The organism is Rhizobium sp. L43 (genome assembly GCF_002531725.1).
Taxonomy (GTDB): domain Bacteria; phylum Pseudomonadota; class Alphaproteobacteria; order Rhizobiales; family Rhizobiaceae; genus Rhizobium.
This window is the reverse complement of record NZ_NWSQ01000029.1, coordinates 1-17,705: the sequence shown is the minus strand read 5'-3', so window position 1 is coordinate 17,705 and position 17,705 is coordinate 1. Positions and strand designations below refer to the sequence as shown.

18 protein-coding genes are annotated in these 17,705 nt (G+C 62.3%); 8 read left to right on the top strand and 10 right to left on the bottom strand.

The annotated features are described in order from the left end of the window. The first annotated feature begins 52 nt into the window (after positions 1-52). The gene (locus tag CO667_RS27920) at positions 53-1,492 is read left to right on the top strand and encodes an MFS transporter (protein WP_097621489.1); all 1,440 of its coding nucleotides are present in this window, start codon (positions 53-55) and stop codon (positions 1,490-1,492) included. Positions 1,493-1,506: 14 nt separating this feature from the next. On the opposite strand, the gene CO667_RS27915 is transcribed toward CO667_RS27920, so the two are convergent. From CO667_RS27915 to CO667_RS27900, 4 genes are all read right to left on the bottom strand, one after another. Then, on the bottom strand, positions 1,507-2,505 hold the full coding sequence (locus CO667_RS27915; protein WP_097621488.1) for an NAD(P)H-quinone oxidoreductase: 999 nt from the start codon (positions 2,503-2,505) through the stop codon (positions 1,507-1,509). Positions 2,506-2,631: 126 nt separating this feature from the next. Continuing rightward, a complete protein-coding gene (locus tag CO667_RS27910; protein WP_097621486.1) occupies positions 2,632-4,494 on the bottom strand; it encodes an EAL domain-containing protein in 1,863 nt (620 codons plus the stop codon). 175 nt (positions 4,495-4,669) lie between these two features. Further along, positions 4,670-4,912, bottom strand: coding sequence for a type II toxin-antitoxin system ParD family antitoxin (locus CO667_RS27905; protein ID WP_097621484.1), 243 nt, complete (start codon positions 4,910-4,912; stop codon positions 4,670-4,672). A gap of 107 nt (positions 4,913-5,019) precedes the next feature. Continuing rightward, a complete protein-coding gene (locus CO667_RS27900; RefSeq protein ID WP_097621482.1) occupies positions 5,020-5,616 on the bottom strand; it encodes an HdeD family acid-resistance protein in 597 nt (198 codons plus the stop codon). Between the two features lie 154 nt (positions 5,617-5,770). Here CO667_RS27900 and betI point away from each other — a divergent pair, with 154 nt between their 5' ends. The 3 genes from betI (at position 5,771) to betA (ending at position 9,717) form a co-directional block, all read left to right on the top strand. Next, positions 5,771-6,352, top strand: a complete 582-nt coding sequence (betI, locus tag CO667_RS27895; protein WP_179874232.1) for a transcriptional regulator BetI — start codon at positions 5,771-5,773, stop codon at positions 6,350-6,352. Between the two features lies 1 nt (position 6,353). Next, on the top strand, positions 6,354-7,817 hold the full coding sequence (gene betB, locus CO667_RS27890) for a betaine-aldehyde dehydrogenase (protein ID WP_097621478.1): 1,464 nt from the start codon (positions 6,354-6,356) through the stop codon (positions 7,815-7,817). Between the two features lie 250 nt (positions 7,818-8,067). After that, complete coding sequence (betA, locus tag CO667_RS27885) at positions 8,068-9,717, top strand: choline dehydrogenase (protein WP_097621476.1); 1,650 nt, start codon at positions 8,068-8,070, stop codon at positions 9,715-9,717. Here betA and CO667_RS27880 read toward each other — a convergent pair whose 3' ends face one another. From CO667_RS27880 to CO667_RS27860, 5 genes are all read right to left on the bottom strand, one after another. Then, positions 9,718-10,017, bottom strand: a complete 300-nt coding sequence (locus tag CO667_RS27880) for a type II toxin-antitoxin system RelE/ParE family toxin (RefSeq protein WP_097621474.1) — start codon at positions 10,015-10,017, stop codon at positions 9,718-9,720. After that, positions 10,014-10,295: a YlcI/YnfO family protein gene (locus CO667_RS27875; RefSeq protein WP_097621557.1), complete on the bottom strand. Its 282-nt coding sequence runs from the start codon at positions 10,293-10,295 to the stop codon at positions 10,014-10,016. Before CO667_RS27875 ends, CO667_RS27880 begins: the two co-directional genes overlap by 4 nt. A 118-nt stretch (positions 10,296-10,413) precedes the next feature. After that, on the bottom strand, positions 10,414-10,887 hold the full coding sequence (locus tag CO667_RS27870) for a DUF6644 family protein (RefSeq protein ID WP_097621472.1): 474 nt from the start codon (positions 10,885-10,887) through the stop codon (positions 10,414-10,416). Positions 10,888-10,904: 17 nt separating this feature from the next. After that, positions 10,905-11,291 (bottom strand): DUF6152 family protein, encoded by a 387-nt coding sequence (locus tag CO667_RS27865; RefSeq protein ID WP_097621470.1) that lies wholly within the window; start codon positions 11,289-11,291, stop codon positions 10,905-10,907. Between the two features lie 92 nt (positions 11,292-11,383). Next, positions 11,384-11,830 (bottom strand): Rrf2 family transcriptional regulator, encoded by a 447-nt coding sequence (locus CO667_RS27860; protein ID WP_097621468.1) that lies wholly within the window; start codon positions 11,828-11,830, stop codon positions 11,384-11,386. A gap of 421 nt (positions 11,831-12,251) precedes the next feature. Here CO667_RS27860 and CO667_RS27855 point away from each other — a divergent pair, with 421 nt between their 5' ends. From CO667_RS27855 to CO667_RS27840, 4 genes are all read left to right on the top strand, one after another. Further along, complete coding sequence (locus CO667_RS27855; protein ID WP_097621467.1) at positions 12,252-13,010, top strand: phosphoadenylyl-sulfate reductase; 759 nt, start codon at positions 12,252-12,254, stop codon at positions 13,008-13,010. Between the two features lie 127 nt (positions 13,011-13,137). Next, positions 13,138-14,091, top strand: a complete 954-nt coding sequence (cysD, locus tag CO667_RS27850; protein ID WP_012556948.1) for a sulfate adenylyltransferase subunit CysD — start codon at positions 13,138-13,140, stop codon at positions 14,089-14,091. A gap of 1 nt (position 14,092) precedes the next feature. Then, on the top strand, positions 14,093-15,586 hold the full coding sequence (gene cysN / locus CO667_RS27845) for a sulfate adenylyltransferase subunit CysN (protein ID WP_097621465.1): 1,494 nt from the start codon (positions 14,093-14,095) through the stop codon (positions 15,584-15,586). Between the two features lie 335 nt (positions 15,587-15,921). After that, entirely contained in the window at positions 15,922-16,563 is a 642-nt protein-coding gene (locus CO667_RS27840) for a peroxiredoxin-like family protein (protein ID WP_097621463.1), read from the top strand. A 270-nt stretch (positions 16,564-16,833) separates the two neighbouring features. Here CO667_RS27840 and CO667_RS27835 read toward each other — a convergent pair whose 3' ends face one another. Further along, a complete protein-coding gene (locus tag CO667_RS27835) occupies positions 16,834-17,295 on the bottom strand; it encodes a hypothetical protein (protein ID WP_097621461.1) in 462 nt (153 codons plus the stop codon). Between the last annotated feature and the right edge of the window lie 410 nt (positions 17,296-17,705).

Sequence of the window (17,705 nt, the reverse complement as noted above, 5' to 3'; positions counted from 1 at the left end):
TTATAACTTGGAAAATAATTCTTCGCCAGCAAAAACCTCGGGGAATCATCCCATGTCGAGTATCGATCAGACCGCCGCCATTCCGGAGTCCAGCTCCGTTCTGGCGCTTTTCCTGCCCCGGCATCTGCCGGCAACGCTGATGCTTGCCGGCGGCGTCGCGCTTTATGCGGTCGAGAGTTATATCACCGCAACGATCGCTCCCTCGATCGTGCGCGATATCGGCGGGCTGGCGCTGTTTTCCTGGGTCACCAGCCTGTTCGTCGCCGCTGCCGTGCTCGGCTCGATCTTCGTCGCCATGCGGCCGCGCGGGATCACGCTTCGCGCCGTCTATGTGATCGCCGCGCTGGTTTTCGGCGTCGGCAGCCTGATTGCCGCAGCCGCCCCGTCGATGCCGGTGGTGCTGATCGGCCGTGCCATCCAGGGTCTTTCAACAGGGGCGCTGGCAGCACTCGGCTATGCCTTCATCCGCTTCGTCTATCCCGAGCCGCTGTGGCCGAAGGCCTCGACACTCTATGCGGCGATCTGGGGCGTGGCGACCGTCATCGGGCCGACGCTCGGCGGCTTCTTTTCCTCAGGCGGCAGCTGGCGCTACGCCTTCATCGTGCTCGTGCCGCTCGGCCTTGTGATGGCGGCACTGGCGCCGCGGCTGCTGCCTGAGGTCGAGGACGACCGCGAACAGGTCAAGACGCCGGTCGTGCAGATCGGGCTGCTGCTTGCGGCCGTGCTGATGGTCGGTGCGGCCGGCACGATCGAAATGACGAGCGCAAAAATCATGCTCATCGCCGCCTCGGTCGCCGCGGTATCCGCCATGCTTGCCGTCGAGCGGCGAAGCCGCAACCGCCTGCTGCCGTCCGGCGCCGTCAGCCTCTCCAGGCCGATTTCACGGGTTTACCTGACGATGTTCGCCGTCACCGTCGTGCTCGTCAGCGACGTCTTCATTCCTTATTTCCTGCAGGTCCTGCACGGGGTGACGCCGATCATCTCCGGCTACCTCGTGGCCCTCGTCGCGCTCGGCTGGACGTTTGCGGCCTTCCTCGGCGGCTCGTTGACCGGCAGCAAGGCGCATGCGGCAATCGTCATCGGCGCGCTGATCGAGGCGGCAGCGACCGCATCGCTGGCTGTCTTCCTCGCCAGCGACAATCCTTCGGCGCATATGCTCGTCATCGCGCCGGCGGCGATCGGCATGTTCATGATGGGTTTCGGCATCGGTCTCGGCTGGGGGCATCTCGTCGCCATGGTGCTGACGCTCGTTGCCGACAGCGAACAGGACAAGGCTTCCTCGGCGATCCCGACGATGAGTTCGCTCGGCGGCGCCTTCGGGGCCGCCTTCTCAGGCGTCATCGCCAATGGCGCCGGCCTCGTCGATCCCGGCGGCATAGCGGGCGCGCTTTCGGCGGCGCACTGGCTTTATCTGCTGATGGCGCTGCCGGGGGTTCTCGCCGTCGGCATATCCCTGACGCTCGGGCGCAGCACCTCCAACAGGACGCGCTAAGAGCTGAATTTGCGCTAGCCCAAACGCAGCATAATCTTGCCGACGTGGCTGCCGTCTTCCATCAGCCGGTGGGCCTCGATGACCTCTTCGAAGGCGAAGACCTTGTGGATGACAGGGGCAACGGAGCCGGACTCCAGGAGCGGCCAGACCTGCGACAGAAGATCGTCGCGGATGGCGCGTTTTTCCTCCGGCGTGCGCGGGCGCATGGTGGAGCCGGTCACCGTCAGGCGCTTGACCATGATCGGCGACAGATTGACCTTTTCGGCGAGCGCGCCGCCGAGAAAGGCGATGATCGACAGGCAACCATCTTTCGCCAGCGAAGCGAGGTTGCGCTCGAAATAGGAGGCGCCGATCATATCGAGGATGATATCGACGCCGCCGCCGGTCTCGGCCTTGATCACCTCGGCGAAATCCTCGGTCCGATAGTTGATCGCGCGCATGGCGCCGAGCGCCTCGCAGGCCTCGCATTTCTCGCGTGAGCCGGCCGTCACATAGACCTCGGCGCCGAAAGCGCGGGCGAGCTGGATCGCCGTGGTGCCAATGCCGCTGGAGCCGCCATGGATCAGCACCGTCTCGCCTTCCGTCAGCCCGGCCATCTGGAAGAGATTGGCCCAGACGGTGAAGAAGGTCTCCGGGAGAGCGGCAGCCTTGACCGCGTCATAACCCTTGGGAAAGGGCAGGATCTGGCCTGCCGGCAGCAGGCAATATTCGGCATAAGCGCCGCCATTGGCGAGGCCGCAGACCTTGTCGCCGATGCGATAGCCGCTGACGCCGGGCCCGAGCGCGACGATTTCGCCTGCAAGTTCCAGGCCGAGGATCGGGCTCGCATCCCTGGGCGCGGGATAGCTGCCCTGGCGCTGGGCGACATCGGGGCGGTTGATGCCGACCGCTTCGGCACGCACCAAAACCTCGCCGTGACCGGGCACGGGCAGCGGCCGCTTGCCGATCACCATCACCTCCGGTCCGCCGAAGGACGGCAGATCGACGAAACGCATTTGCTGAGGCAGTGACATGGCCCGACCCTCCCTGATCCGAAGCAACCGGAATAAATCAGCCCCGGAGGCTTGGGAAGGCTTGATGTGGCAAGGGCGTCAATTCGCCTCGCCCACGGCATCAGTGCGACTGCCTCCTTTGCGCGTCTAGAGCGGTTCAGCTTTTGATGGAAGTGCAGAACCGCTCTGGAAAGACGCGCTGGGCTGCAGCAGATGAAAGACCAGGCCTTCGTCGCTCTCCTTGGCGGCCGACTTGATGACGGCGATCTCGGCGCTGACGCGGCTGATATCGTCGATGACAAGGCCTTCCGGCAGTTCGATGACGCCGATCGAGCAGCGCATCAGCGGGAACAGGGCTTCGGCGCCGGCGCGGTCGTGGCCGAGGATGCGGCCGGCGGCGCGGTGCTCGTCGGAATAGAGATCGAGCACGTCGTCATGGAAATCGCCGATCAGCCGGTCGAGAATTTCCGTCAGCTCTTCCTTGGTCCAGCCGACGACGCCGATGAAGAAATCGTCGCCGCCGACATGGCCGAGGAAATGGCGCTCGGCGAAGAAATAACGGCGCATCAGCGCGGCAAACAGCGAGATTGCGTGGTCGCCGAGATGGAAGCCGTAGGCATCGTTGAACGGCTTGAAATTGTCGAAATCGCAATAGCAGAAATGGCGGACCTCATCGCCGTCGCGGCCGGACAGGCGCATGAAATCGCGGATGGCGCGATTGCCCGGCAGGCCGGTCAGCGGGTTCTGGTCCTGGGCGGTCTTCAGCTGCTTCTCGTTGATGACCTTGATCAGCGAGGCGGCGGAGACGACGCCGGCATAACGCATATTGTCGGTCAGGATCAGGCAGTTGCTGCCTTCCATATTGGCAAAGATCGCCATCAGCTGCTCGGCATCGCTGTCGAGGCCGACGATCGGCGCCATCTCGACGAAATGCGAGATGGAGCGCTCATACATCTTGTTCTTTAAGAGATCGCGGCCGAAGGGCTGGTAGATATATTCTTTGAGATGATGCTCGTGGATGATGCCGCGCGGCTCGTCATTGGCGTTGAGGACGGGAAAGAAAGCCTGGCGCGGGTTGCGGCGGAAGAGTTCGAAAACGCTGTCGATGCTGTCGTTCTCGTAAACCGTCGGCAGCAGTTCGATCTGTTTGCGGATGAGGATTTCGTCGAGCGACTGGCTGCCCCGCTTGCCTTTGCCGAGCTCCTGCAGATGCGGGAAGGACGGCGCCAGCTCGGATATATCAGTCGTCGGGCGGGAGACGAACCAGCCCTGGACGAGGTCGACGCCATATTCGCGGCAGGCGATGAATTCGGCCTCGGTCTCGATGCCTTCGGCGATGACGCGGGTGCCGAGCACATGGGCGATGTTGACGATGCTCTTCAACAGATGGCGCTTGCGCGGGCTGCGGTCGATCTCGGCGACGAAATGCCGGTCGATCTTGAGGTAATCGACGGCATAATCGCAAAGCAGCTTCATCTCGCCATGGCCGACGCCGAAATCGTCGATCGCCAGCTTGAAGCCGGCCTTGCGCAGCTTCGAAACCAGGCCGGCAAATTCCGGCACGCTGGTGTTGTCGAACCGCTCGGAGAATTCGAAACAGACGGAGGATGGCGGAATATCGGCCTTGCGCAGATGCTGCAGCAGGTTCTCGACCAGGCGTTCGCCATGCGGGATCATCCGGACATCGAGATTGAGGAACAAGGTCGCGGTGGAGAAATTCGACAGCGTGGCGAATTTGGCGAGCGCCCGGCCCGCCAGCATCTGTTCGAGCTGCAGCAGCTGGCCGGCCTGATGGGCCTCGTCGAGGATTTCGAGGGGCGTGTCGTAGCCGATGCGTTCCTGGCCGCGCATCAGCGCTTCGTAACCGAAAACCGTGCCGGTGCCGGCCTCGACGATCGGCTGGAAGGCGTTCTCGACTACGAGCTTGGCCAGCGTGACGATCTGATCGCTGGCGTAGCGGCGCAGGACGCCGGGCTCGACGGCGGCAGCCGCAGACGTTCCAGTCTTCATGTGGGCCGATCTCCACTGTGACTTGTTCTTTTTCGTCCGGAACTTGCCGCAGAAGGATCAATGAACCCTTTCGCCAATGTGAAAGTTTTGTGAAACACGCAAGGGATCGCCACGCGTTCCGCGTTTATTTAAATCCTCCAATGCAATCAGGCGCTTGCTTGGTCAGCTTGCTCGTTCAGGCGGTGCGACGGCGCTCCGCCTCGTGATCGGCGAACATGTCGCCGACGCATCTGCCACCGGACGGAGAGATCTCGTCGTCGAGGACATCGGCCTTGAATTCGTTGAGCTTGCGCGCGGTGTCCCAGAGGCGCAGCGCCTCGCGGACGACCTCGCTGCTCGAGGCATAACCGCCATTGTCGACGGCGGCGCGGATGCCCGCTGCCTGTTGCGGAGAGATGGAAACGGTGACCATCGGCATGAACTTCCTCCCTTTTTTATTCAGGCAGAACCCTGCCTTTGGGGGACGCATGACCATTTGCGGCGATCGCACATACCCCTAAAGTCTAATCCCCTCTCACCCCCTTGTCAAAAAGAACGATCGGACAGCGGTGCTGAGGCACCGCTTTCCACAGGCCCACTGCGGATACCGAGGCCGAAGGCGATCATCGTCGAGCCCTGGATGATGAGATCGGCGGCCAGGAACAGGCCGAGGATCCACAAGCTGTTGACCGGCCAGCCGAGGGCAATGACGAAACCGGCAAGCGCGGTGATGACGCCGCTTGCGACGATCCAGCGCCAGCCCTTTGCGGGCTTCATGCGCCTGCCGACCCAGGTGCGGAAGACGCCGGCGATGACAAGGGCGAGCGAGAGAAACAGCGTCAACGCCACCGAGGTGAGGATCGGATTGATGAAGGCGCAGATGCCGGCGAGCAGGTAGAGCAGGCAGCTCAGCACCCAGAACAGCACGTGATCCCAGCCGCGCACCTGGAAGGCATGGACGAGATAGGTCACGCCGCCGAGCAGCATCAGCATGCCGACATAATAGACCGAGACGACGGTGGCGAGCATCAGATTGCCGAGCGCGATCAGACCGCAGACCAGCAGCAACACACCGAGGCCGACGAACCAGCTCCATTTCGACCGTAGCTGGGATGTCGTCGTTTCGTTGAAGACATCGGCCATGATGCACCTCCTCAGATTCGGAATATGTTGCAGCAATTTTTCAGGGAAAGAGCCGCAACAGGCCAAATCGAGAAAGATTTTTGTTGATTGATTAGTCAATCAAAAATAACCTGCTGCAGATTTCATGGGAGTTGGCGGTTTGCCGAAGGTCGGAATGGAGCCAGTGCGCCGCAAGGCGCTTGTCGATGCGGCGCTGCGGGTGATCGGTGATCACGGCTCGCTTGCCGTCACCATGTCCGACATCGCCCGCCAGGCCGGCGTGTCGCCAGCCCTTGCGCATCATTATTTCGGCAGCAAGGAGCAATTGCTGATCGAGACGATCCGCTCGCTTCTGCGGCAGCTGCGCAGCGATACCGTGGCAGCCCTTAAGGCCGCCAGGACGCCGCGGGCGCGACTTTCGGCCGTCATCCGCGTCAGCTTCCACGCCGACCAGTTCGCGCCGGAGACGATCGCCGCCTGGCTCGCCTTCTACGCCGAAGCGCAGCGCTCGGAGGAGACGCGGCGTTTCCTGGTGATCTATGCCCGGCGGCTGCGCTCCAATCTGCTGGCCAATCTCAAGGCATTGCTGCCCGCTGACGCCGCAGAACGCATCGCCGAGGGCGCAGCGGCGATGATCGACGGGCTCTATATCAGGCAAAGTCTGAAATCCGCGCCGATCGGCATCGAAGCCTCGATCGCGCTGACGGAAGATTATCTGAACGCACTTCTTTCCACCACCTCCCCCAAGGACAAATGACATGAAAGCCCAGCCGAAAGCCTCGCACTTCATCGACGGCGAATATGTCGAGGATACCGACGGCACCGTCATCGAGAGCCTTTATCCGGCGACCGGCGAGGTGATCGCCCGGCTGCATGCGGCAACGCCTGCCATCGTCGAAAAGGCGATTGCGGCGGCCAAACGCGCCCAGCCGGAATGGGCGGCGATGAGCCCGATGGCGCGCGGGCGCATCCTGAAACGGGCCGCCGAGATCATGCGCGAGAGGAACCGGGCGCTTTCCGAACTGGAAACGCTCGATACCGGCAAGCCGATCCAGGAGACCATCGTCGCCGACCCGACCTCGGGTGCGGATGCCTTCGAATTCTTCGGCGGCATTGCGCCGGCCGGGCTCAACGGGTCGCATATCCCGCTCGGCCAGGATTTTGCCTATACCAAGCGGGTGCCGCTCGGCGTCTGCGTCGGCATCGGCGCCTGGAACTATCCGCAGCAGATCACCTGCTGGAAAGCCGCGCCCGCGCTGATCTGCGGCAACGCCATGGTGTTCAAGCCCTCCGAAAACACGCCGCTCGGCGCATTGAAGATCGCCGAGATCCTTTATGAGGCAGGGCTGCCGAAGGGGCTCTTCAATGTGATCCAGGGCGACCGCGACACCGGGCCGCTGCTCGTCAACCATGCCGATGTCGCCAAGGTGTCGCTGACCGGCTCGGTGCCGACGGGCCGCAGGGTTGCCGCCGCTGCAGCCGGCAACCTCAAGCACGTGACGATGGAACTCGGCGGCAAGTCGCCGCTCATCGTCTTCGACGATGCCGATCTCGATTCGGCGGTCGGCGGGGCGATGCTCGGCAATTTCTATTCGACCGGCCAGGTCTGCTCGAACGGCACGCGCGTCTTCGTGCAGAAGACTGTTAAGGCCGAGTTCCTGAAGCGGCTGAAGGTCCGCACCGAGGCGATGCTGATCGGCGATCCGCTTGATGAGGCGACGCAGGTGGGGCCGATGGTCTCCTGGGCGCAGCGCGAGAAGGTGATCTCCTACATCGAGAAGGGCAAGGCCGAGGGCGCAACGCTGATTGCCGGCGGCGGCATTCCGAACAACGTCTCCGGTGAAGGTTATTATGTGCAGCCGACGGTGTTTGCCGACGTCACCGATGACATGACCATCGCCCGCGAGGAGATCTTCGGGCCTGTGATGTCGGTGCTCGATTTCGACGCCGAGGACGAGGTGATCGCGCGCGCCAATGCCAGCGAATTCGGCCTGTCCGGCGGCGTCTTCACCGCCGACCTCACCCGCGCCCACCGCGTCGTCGACCGGCTGGAAGCCGGCACGCTGTGGATCAACACCTACAATCTCTGCCCGGTGGAAATCCCCTTCGGCGGCTCGAAACAATCCGGCTTCGGCCGCGAGAATTCGCTGGCGGCGCTGGAGCATTATTCCGAGCTGAAGACGGTCTATGTCGGCATGGGGCCGGTGGCGGCGCCTTATTGAATTGAAACACATCTGCCCTGCCCTTTGCCCCTCACCCTAACGGGGTCGAGCCACTCGTCTCGACCCGTCCTCCGGACCCCCGCTCGCGGGGAGAGGGGACGTGCCAAACGCAGCGTCGAGGTTGGGGAAGCCGGTGCGGCATGTCCCTTCGCCCCGTTCACGGGGAGAAGGTGCCGGCAGGCGGATGAGGGGCAGGGCTCCGGGAAAAACAAGAAGCAGCCGAATGATGGCGGCTCGAGGGAACAAGTAGATGCAAGCAGATTTCGTCATCATCGGCTCGGGCTCGGCCGGTTCCGCCCTCGCCTATCGCCTGTCGGAGGACGGCAAAAACAGCGTCCTCGTCATCGAGGCCGGCGGCAGCGATTTCGGGCCGTTCATCCAGATGCCGGCAGCGCTTGCCTGGCCGATGAGCATGAAGAGGTATAACTGGGGTTATCTTTCCGAGCCGGAGGCAAACCTCAACAACCGGCGCATCACCGCGCCGCGCGGCAAGGTAATCGGCGGCTCCTCCTCGATCAACGGCATGGTCTATGTGCGCGGCCATGCCGAGGACTTCAACCGCTGGGAAGAGCTCGGCGCCAGCGGCTGGGCCTATGCCGACGTGCTTCCCTATTTCAAGCGGATGGAACATTCGCATGGCGGCGAAGAGGGCTGGCGCGGCACGGACGGACCGCTGCATGTGCAGCGCGGCGGTTTCACCAATCCGCTCTTCCAAGCCTTCGTCGAGGCAGGCAAACAGGCCGGCTTCGAGACGACGGAAGATTATAACGGCAGCAAGCAGGAAGGCTTCGGTCTGATGGAGCAGACCATCTTCTCCGGCCGCCGCTGGTCTGCCGCCAATGCCTATCTGAAACCGGCGCTGAAGCGGGACAATGTCGGGATCGTCTATGGCCTGGCGCGCAAGATCGTGATCGAGGACGGGCGGGCCACCGGCGTCGAGATCGAACGCGGCGGCAGGGTCGAGGTGGTGAAGGCCAACCGCGAGGTGATCGTATCGGCCTCCTCCTTCAATTCGCCGAAGCTGCTGATGCTATCGGGCATCGGCCCCGGCCAGCATCTGCAGGATATGGGCATTGCGGTGAAGGCCGACCGGCCGGGTGTCGGCGCCAATCTGCAGGACCACATGGAATTCTACTTCCAGCAGGTCAGCACCAAGCCTGTCTCGCTCTATTCCTGGCTGCCATGGTTCTGGCAGGGCGTGGCCGGCGCCCAATGGCTGCTTTCGCGCGGCGGGCTCGGCGCCTCCAACCAATTCGAGGCCTGCGCCTTCCTGCGCTCGGCACCGGGGCTGAAGCAGCCCGACATCCAGTATCACTTCCTGCCGGTGGCGATCAGCTATGACGGCAAAGCGGCGGCCAAAAGCCACGGCTTCCAGGTGCATGTCGGCTACAACCTGTCGAAATCGCGCGGCAGCGTCAGCCTACGCTCCGCCGATCCCAAGGCCGATCCGGTGCTGCGCTTCAACTATATGAGCCATGCCGAGGACTGGGAGAAATTCCGCCACTGCGTGCGCCTCACCCGCGAGATCTTCGGCCAGAGCGCCTTCAACGACTATCGCGGGCCGGAGATCCAGCCGGGCGAAGGCGTCCAGAGCGACGAGCAGATCGACGCCTTCCTGCGCGAACATCTGGAAAGCGCCTATCACCCCTGCGGCACCTGCAAGATGGGCGCCAAGGACGATCCGCTGGCGGTGGTCGATCCGCAAACGCGGGTGATCGGCGTCGAGGCTTTGCGCGTCGCCGACAGCTCGATCTTCCCGCATGTCACCTACGGCAACCTGAACGGGCCATCGATCATGACCGGCGAGAAGGCCGCCGACCATATCCTCGGCAAACAGCCGCTGGCGCGCTCGAACCAGGAACCCTGGATCAATCCGCGCTGGGCGGTCAGCGACAGATAATCAGTGGTAATCTTCTTCGCGCTGGTGACGGACGGCGAGGACGATGACGCTCGTTTCGCTCACCACTTTGAAAAGAATGACATATCCGGCCGAACCGAAGGGAACGACGAGCTCGCGCAGCAAGGGATCATCCGCAGAGGCGCGTCTGGCCATAAGCGGGAACTCCTCAAGTATCAGCAGAGCTTTATGGATGGCGTTGAGGGCGCGCTCGGCCAGATCAGGATCACGGTCGATGAGAAAATCGGCGAGCCGGTCGAGATCCTCATAGAAGGTCTGGGTGTACTTCAGCTCGAAGGTCATTGCTGCGGTGCGGCTTTGCGGGCTTTCGCCTTTTCAAGCTTTTTGCGCATCAACTCCTGAATGTCGGCCGTTGTGTAAAACACACCGGTCCGCTCAGCGTCCGCCAAGCCGGCCAGACCTCGTGCGATGAACTCCGCCTGGGTCTTTCTGTAATCGATCTGGCGGCGAAGAGAGTCCTCCATCAGCGACGACAAGCTCTCGCCTTCTTTCAGAACACTTTCGGCGGCAGCGCGCAATTCGGGATCCACGCGAAGGGACGGGAGCGATGCCGTTTTCATGACCTGCCTCATGCGTTGCAATTGCAATGCAATATGACGGATCATCGTGTTCTGTTCAACTCCCTTCCCTCGGCGCAATTCATAGGCGCCGCGGCTGAGACAATCGTCAGCGATCGCCTCAGAGAAACCCGATCCACCGGCCGGCGAGCACGGCAGCGATCCAGACCGTGGCCGACAAGGCGGCGGAGAAGCGCAGGCCGGGACGGACGATGCCGGTCGACACCGCCGTTTTCCACCCTCCCCCGAAATGCACGATCGCCAGGTTGAGAAGGCCGAGGGCGATCAGGCCAAGCTTGGCGAGGAAGGCGGGATTGGCGGCATATTCGACCGCCCGCACTGTGAATAGGCAGAAACCGGTCACAACCGCCGCGGCAAGGCCGACGCCGGCGGCGCGGGAGAGAAACGGGGCGAGGATCTCCACCGGCACCTTGCGGAAGACGCCGGCGAGCCTCAGATCGAGCGGCAGGATGGTGCCGACGAGAAGGCCGATCGCCAGGATATGGGCCGCGTTGACGAACATGTAGAGTGTTCCGGAGCGCCTGAGTGCGACCGCGGGCGCGGTGGCTGACAGCCATTCGAGAATGTCGATCACGGCTCGGTTCGCTCGGGTCAGTTCGTCCGGATGCGGTCGGGATAGATATCGTAGCGCTTCTCACCGATGGTGAGGCGCACCGCCTTCATCCGCTTTTCCTTCGGATCCTGCGACCGGTTTCCGAGCGCCACCACCTTGTCGCCTGGCTTGGCGACGCCTTCGACGAAGCCCGAGCGTTCCGTCTGGCGCGGATTGCCGAGTTCGACCAGCCTGACGCCGTCATCGGCGGTTGCGACATTAAGGGTCGGATGCGGCCCGCCCATCGAGATCTTCTCTATGGTGCCGGCAAGCTCGATCTGGTCCGCCTCGGCCCACGACCAGCCGTGATGGGCGGCGGCACCTGTGGCGAAAACGGCCGAGAGCATGGCCGCAGCCAATACTCGCCGTGCTGAAATTCTAAACATCGTATCCTCCCTACCCGTCTGGGCAGGCAGGTGGAGCATGCCGGGTGGAAGAAAAGGGATCTCACCAAATCTTGAAGAAAGATGCGCGATGCTCAGGCCAGCAGCCGGGTGACTTCGGCGCTGTGTTTTGGGGCGACGGCATCGGCGATGGTCGTCGAGAACAGCACCTTGCGGGTGGCGTCGGCCACCTTGGCGAAGACGTGGCGGATCTGGCAGTTCTGCTCGCCGTCGCAATCATCGCAACGGCGGTAGGCGGTGATCGACAGACAGGGCAGCGGCGCGATCGGTCCGTCGACGATGCGCAGGACCTCGCCGAAGGTGATGGTGTGGGCAGGTTTGAGCAGGAGATAACCGCCCTGCTTGCCGCGGCGGCTGACAACGATGCCGTGATGTTTCAGGTCGAGCAGGATCTGTTCGAGGAACTTCTTCGGGATCTTCTGCTGCGCCGCGATATCGGAAATCATCACCGGTTCGTCGGCATCGGCATCAGCCAGAGCCGTCAGCGCCCGCAACGCATATTTCGCCTTTTGCGTAATCATCTCAGACCATCGACACACACAGGCGGCACGAAACTTCGCACCGCTACGGAAGTACTTTCGCCTCTATGACACAACCAGCATGAACGGAATTTGAACGCGCCGGAGAAAGCCTTGAGGAATAAGCATTTTTGGCCTTGTTTTTCGCCCTCGGCCAACAACTTGTAATCTACGCCTAAACCGGGTGCCGCGCATCTTTTTCGGCATCACTTCAGATTTCGGATTGACAGGCCGCGTGTAACTCTACTATTTTTATAGACATACCAGCTGTTCGCGGGGATTTTTGTCCTCGGGCGGCTGTTTTTTTGCGTTGCGGCAGCTTCGGAGAGATATTTGCTCCTCCGGCCGCAGCTTTCGAAATCCCTTTTTCTGTCCGATCCTTGTGTGAACTGCGATACTCCCGTCAACAAAGGACAGGATTCTCATGACTGCTATCAATCTGATTGCGGAAGAAGGGCCGATCGCCGAAGCTCGGGCGCTGAACGACAGGCTGGCAGGCCTCGACCTTGCCGGACGTCTGTCGCTGGTGTCAGGCCTTGGCGGCCGCGTGGTGTTCACGACGTCGCTCGGCATCGAAGACCAGGTGATCACCGCCGAGATCGGCACGCACCGCCTGCCGATCGATGTCGCGACGCTGCAGACCGGCCGGCTGTTTGCCGAAACGCTGGCGCTGATCGAAGAGACCGAAAGCCAGTACGACATCCAGATCAAGCGCTTCGAACCGGAAAAGGCTGACATCGACGCCTATGCGGCGCAATACGGCCTCAACGGGTTCTACGAGAGCGTCGAAGCCCGGCATGCCTGTTGCGGCGTGCGCAAGCTGAAGCCGCTTGCCCGCGCACTCGACGGTGCTGCCATCTGGATCACCGGCCTGCGCCGCGGCCAGTCGGCCAACCGCGCCGAAACGCCCTTTGCCGAATATGACGCCGAACGGCACCTGTTGAAGGTCAATCCGCTTGCCGATTGGGATCTCGCGGCGATCAACGCCTTCGTTTCCGCAAACGGCGTGCCGGTCAATCCGCTGCACCAGCGCGGTTATCCCTCGATCGGCTGCGAGCCCTGCACGCGGGCGATCAAGCCCGGCGAGCCGGAACGCGCCGGCCGCTGGTGGTGGGAGCAGGACGAGACGCGCGAATGCGGCCTGCATGTCGCCGAAGAGGCCGCTGCAATCGCCGCACAATAAATCACCCCATGGCCTTCCCAATCAGGGCGCGGCGACCGCCGCAGCCTTGGGAAAGCCAATATTTCCGGGGAAAGCCAACATCAAGTTTTGCGGTGAGCCGCAAACGACCGATAGCCTGGAGTAAGACATGCCCGATAGCCGTCCGGATACGGAACTCAGCAATCCGCAGAGCGCCAAGGCGCCGCTCGACCCGCATCTGAAAGCGCTGGAAAACGAATCCATCCATATCTTCCGTGAGGTTGCGGCCGAATTCGAGCGTCCCGTCATGCTCTATTCGATCGGCAAGGATTCCTCGGTGCTGCTGCACCTGGCGCGCAAGGCCTTCTATCCCGGCCGCGTGCCTTTCCCGCTGCTGCATGTGAACACCGGCTGGAAATTCCGCGAGATGATCGCCTTCCGCGACGAGACCGCGAAGAAGTACGATCTCGATCTGATCGAGCACATCAACCCGCGCGGTGCGGCCGAAAACATCACGCCCTTCACCCATGGTTCGGCCGCTTTCACCGACATCATGAAGACCGAGGGCCTGCGCCAGGCGCTCGATGCCGGCCAGTTCGATGCCGCTTTCGGTGGCGCACGGCGCGACGAGGAGGCCAGCCGCGCCAAGGAGCGGATTTATTCCTTCCGCACGCCCGATCATCGCTGGGATCCGCGCAACCAGCGGCCGGAACTCTGGAACGTCTATAACGGCATGATCCGCAAGGGCGAGAGCGTACGCGCCTTCCCGCTGTCGAACTGGACCGAAGTCGATATCTGGCGCTACATCCAGGCTGAGGACATTCCGCTGGTGCCGCTCTATTACGCCAAGAAGCGGCCGTTCGTGGAGCGCGACGGCATGATGATCCTGGCTGAGGATCCGCGCCTCGAGCTGCTGCCCGGCGAAGTCCGCCAGGAAGGCATGATCCGCTTCCGCACCCTCGGCGACTTCCCGCTGACCGGCGCCATCCGCTCACAGGCCACCACCCTCGAAGAGGTGATTGCCGAACTCGAAATTGCAACTGTGTCCGAACGCCAGGGCCGCGCCATCGATCGCGACCAGTCCGGCTCCATGGAAAAAAAGAAGCGTGAAGGATATTTCTGAGATGACCGCAGCCCAAACCGCCGTCTCGGCCGCAACCGTCGCCAGCCCCGCCGCCGAGCCGCAGAAGGCGCTCCGCGACTCGCGCCCGCTGCGCCTGATCACCTGCGGCAGCGTCGATGACGGCAAGTCGACTCTGATCGGCCGCCTGCTCTGGGACACCAAGGCGGTCAAGGAAGACCAGGCCGCCACCCTGCAGCGCGATTCCACCGGCAAGCAAAACGATCTCGGCCTGCCCGATTTCGCGCTCTTGCTCGACGGCCTGCAGGCTGAGCGCGAACAGGGCATCACCATCGATGTCGCCTATCGCTATTTCTCGACTGACAAGCGTTCCTTCATCGTCGCCGACACGCCCGGTCACGAGCAATATACCCGCAACATGGCGACCGGCGCCTCAACCGCCGATCTCGCCATCCTGCTGGTCGATGCCCGCTTCGGCATTCTCGAGCAAACGCGCCGGCATGCGACGATCGCGTCGCTGCTGGGGATCAAGCAGTTCGTGCTCGCCGTCAACAAGATCGACCTGACGGGCTACGATCGCGCCGGCTTCGACAAGGTCAGCCACGAGTTCCGGGAATTCGCCCTGTCGCTCGGCGTCAAGCAGATCACCGCCATTCCGATGTCGGCGCTGAAGGGCGAAAACGTCGTCTATCGCGGCCAGGGCGCCATGCCCTGGTATAACGGCCCGACGCTGGTCGAGACGCTGGAGCTTGCCACCGTCCGCTCGTCGCAGACGGTCGGCTTCCGCTTGTCCGTCCAGCGCGTCTCGCGTCCGGGCGAAAGCTTCCGCGGCTATCAGGGCACGGTTGCCGGCGGCTCGGTCAAACCGGGCGACAGCGTCATGATCCTGCCGTCCGGCATGGTCGCCAATGTTTCCAAGATCGTCACCTTCGATCTCGTTCGCAACGCCGCCGTCGCCGGCGACGCAATCACGCTGGTGCTCGACCGCCAGGTCGACGTGGCGCGCGGCGACATGATCGTCTCGATCGACGCCCAGCCGCAGGTCGGCCTTGCCTTCGACGCGCAGATCGTCGCCCTGCAGCCTGAGGGCATCGAGCCCGGCAAACGCTACTGGCTGAAGAGCGGCAGCCGCCGCCAGCGCGTCCAGGTGCAGCCGCTCAGCCAGCTCGAATTGAAGACCGGCAGCTGGAACGCCGCCCAGCGGCTCTACATGAACGCCATCGGCAAAGTCCGGCTCGTCTTCGACGAAGCGGCAATCTTCGATCCCTATGAGCAGAACCGTCTTTCCGGCTCATTCATCCTGATCGATCCCGAGACCAACAATACGGTCGCCGGCGGCATGGTGACCGGCAAGCGCACCGAACTCGGCGGGCTGCACAATGGCGAAGGCCGCGTCATCCTCTCCCTGCCGGCCGATCTTGCCGAACAGATCATGGCCAGCGAACTCTTCGCCAGCCGCAGCCATGAGGCCGACGTGCGGCGCATGACGGCAGCCGAAGCGGCCGACCTCTGGGCGAGTGCTGCAAGCGATATCTGACAAGGGATAAGGGGCCGGCAAGACTGGCCCCTCGAACTCGCTCTCGAGCGGCAAAGAACCGATCAGAAGCTGAGACTTTGCGATAGCGGCTTCCCCAGCTCATTTTTGTGTCGGCTTCTACGGCCGCTAAAAAAATCAGAGTTTGCAGAAAACGGACTCTTTCAATTCACGATTTGCTGTTTACCGCTTGCCCGTGGGCCAATGTGAGATCATCCTTAGATCGGATCCTGGCGGCGCGGTGAGACGAGAGGTCAGGCCTTGAACGCTCAATCTCGACCTCGAAGCAGTTCACGTGGCGCCTTTTCTCGACTGATCCCCGAGCGAGGAGGTTCTCCATGTCTACGCCCTATGTCGACCATCCGCTACAACCGGGCGACCGGGTCCCGAACGTTGTGTTTGATGCGATCTCACACGAGGGGAAGATCGCACTCGATGATTTTCATGGCCGCAGCCCATTGTTGATCGGTTTGTTTCGAGGCCTGCATTGTCCGTTCTGCCGGCGCCATGTCGCGGCCATGGCATATCTCAACCCGATGCTGCGTGAGAAAGGCGTCCAATCCCTGGCGGTGGTAAACACCCCGGTCGAACGCGCGCGGCTCTATTTCCGTTACCATCCGATAGCCGATCTTCTTGCTGCTTCCGACCCGGTGCGGGCTTCGCACCAAGCCTTCGGCTTACGCGAGGTCGGGATCGACACGGTCATGGCGATACGGATCGATCTTCCGGGCGAGTTGCCCGAGCCTATGAGCGTGATGGCAATGGACGAATTTATCAACGAGAAGGAAGGATATCAGATTACGGAAGCCGATCAGCAGATGATGGCTGCCGACCACGGTCAGCTTGTTGGTCAGTTCCTCATCGACCGGGAGGGCATCGTACGCTGGAGCTTCACTGAAGTTCTGGACCCTGGGCTCCAGACATTCAAGGCACCGAATTCCCAGGAATTAATGTCGGCAGCTTCCCAAGTCGCCCATTAACAACGAAAAACTCGCTCGACGAGGTTAGACCTTCGAGCCGATCTGAGGCCACCGATTACTTGGCCACAGAGTGATAGCGGCCCGTCTGCTGGCAAGGTTTGAAAGCCGCGACCTTGCTCCGCCCTCATCCTGAGGTGCCCCGCAGGGCCTCGAAGGACGAGGGCGGTCATCGGCGTCTCTTCCGGTAATGGGTGATGCACTTGCGCCGTTCGCTTCAAGCGTTGGAAACGCCCGGTTTCATCAAGGGATAATCGCACGAACCGCCGATGCTCACAGATTTGGACCGGCCGTTTTCCCCTTGTTCGACTGATCCACGTCGATGACCCTCCTCACCTTCTGCGACAACTCTTCGAGCGTTGCCATCACCCGGTTCACCTGCGACAGCGTGGCGGCCGGATCGTATCTTGTGACGAGATATTCCCTTTTGAGCTCCGCCAAGTGTGCCTCCGTTCGCTTTCGGAAGATCAAGCCGGAATCCTTCGCCCATCGCGAGCGCTCGCCAATGTCGTGGTAAAGGCCGCGAATCTTATTGGGTTCATGCCCTTTGGCGAGCAGAAACGCATTCAGATGGAGCTCGATCGAGTGGAGAGCCAGAAACCGGCGCGGAGTGTGCGACAGCGGTTTGCCCCGGGGAGAACATTCCCCAAGCAAAATCGCAGCGGTTCGGTAATGCGATGCCAGTTCCAGAATATCGTGAACGCTTGCTTCACGCCCAGGGTATGCTGCATCCAAGACAAGAACCTCCCCTTGGTTCCAACGTATTGGTGCAGATTGGCAGGATGTAGGTCGGAGTCAAATCGCCAAAAGGGGTTAGGCCGGGCTGAGCGAGTTAAATAGGTCTGGACGGCTGAACGGTACGGCGCAGAGTCTGGCCATTGGCACGCTGGAGGACCTTCCGGTGACACGAGCCGCGACCTCCCTCCGCCCTCATCCTGAGGTGCCCCGCAGGGGCCTCGAAGGACGAGGACGGCCACCGCGTCTCTCCCGGTCATGGGTGGCGCCACAGCTCTCATCACCCGCCCCCGTCCTTCGAGGCTCCCGCCCTTGGCCTGCGCACCTCAGAGCATGTGAAGCTTTCGAATCTAATGCGTTTCAGGCCGTTGGTTGGCCGATGCCATCGCGCGTCAGACGATTGCGAGATG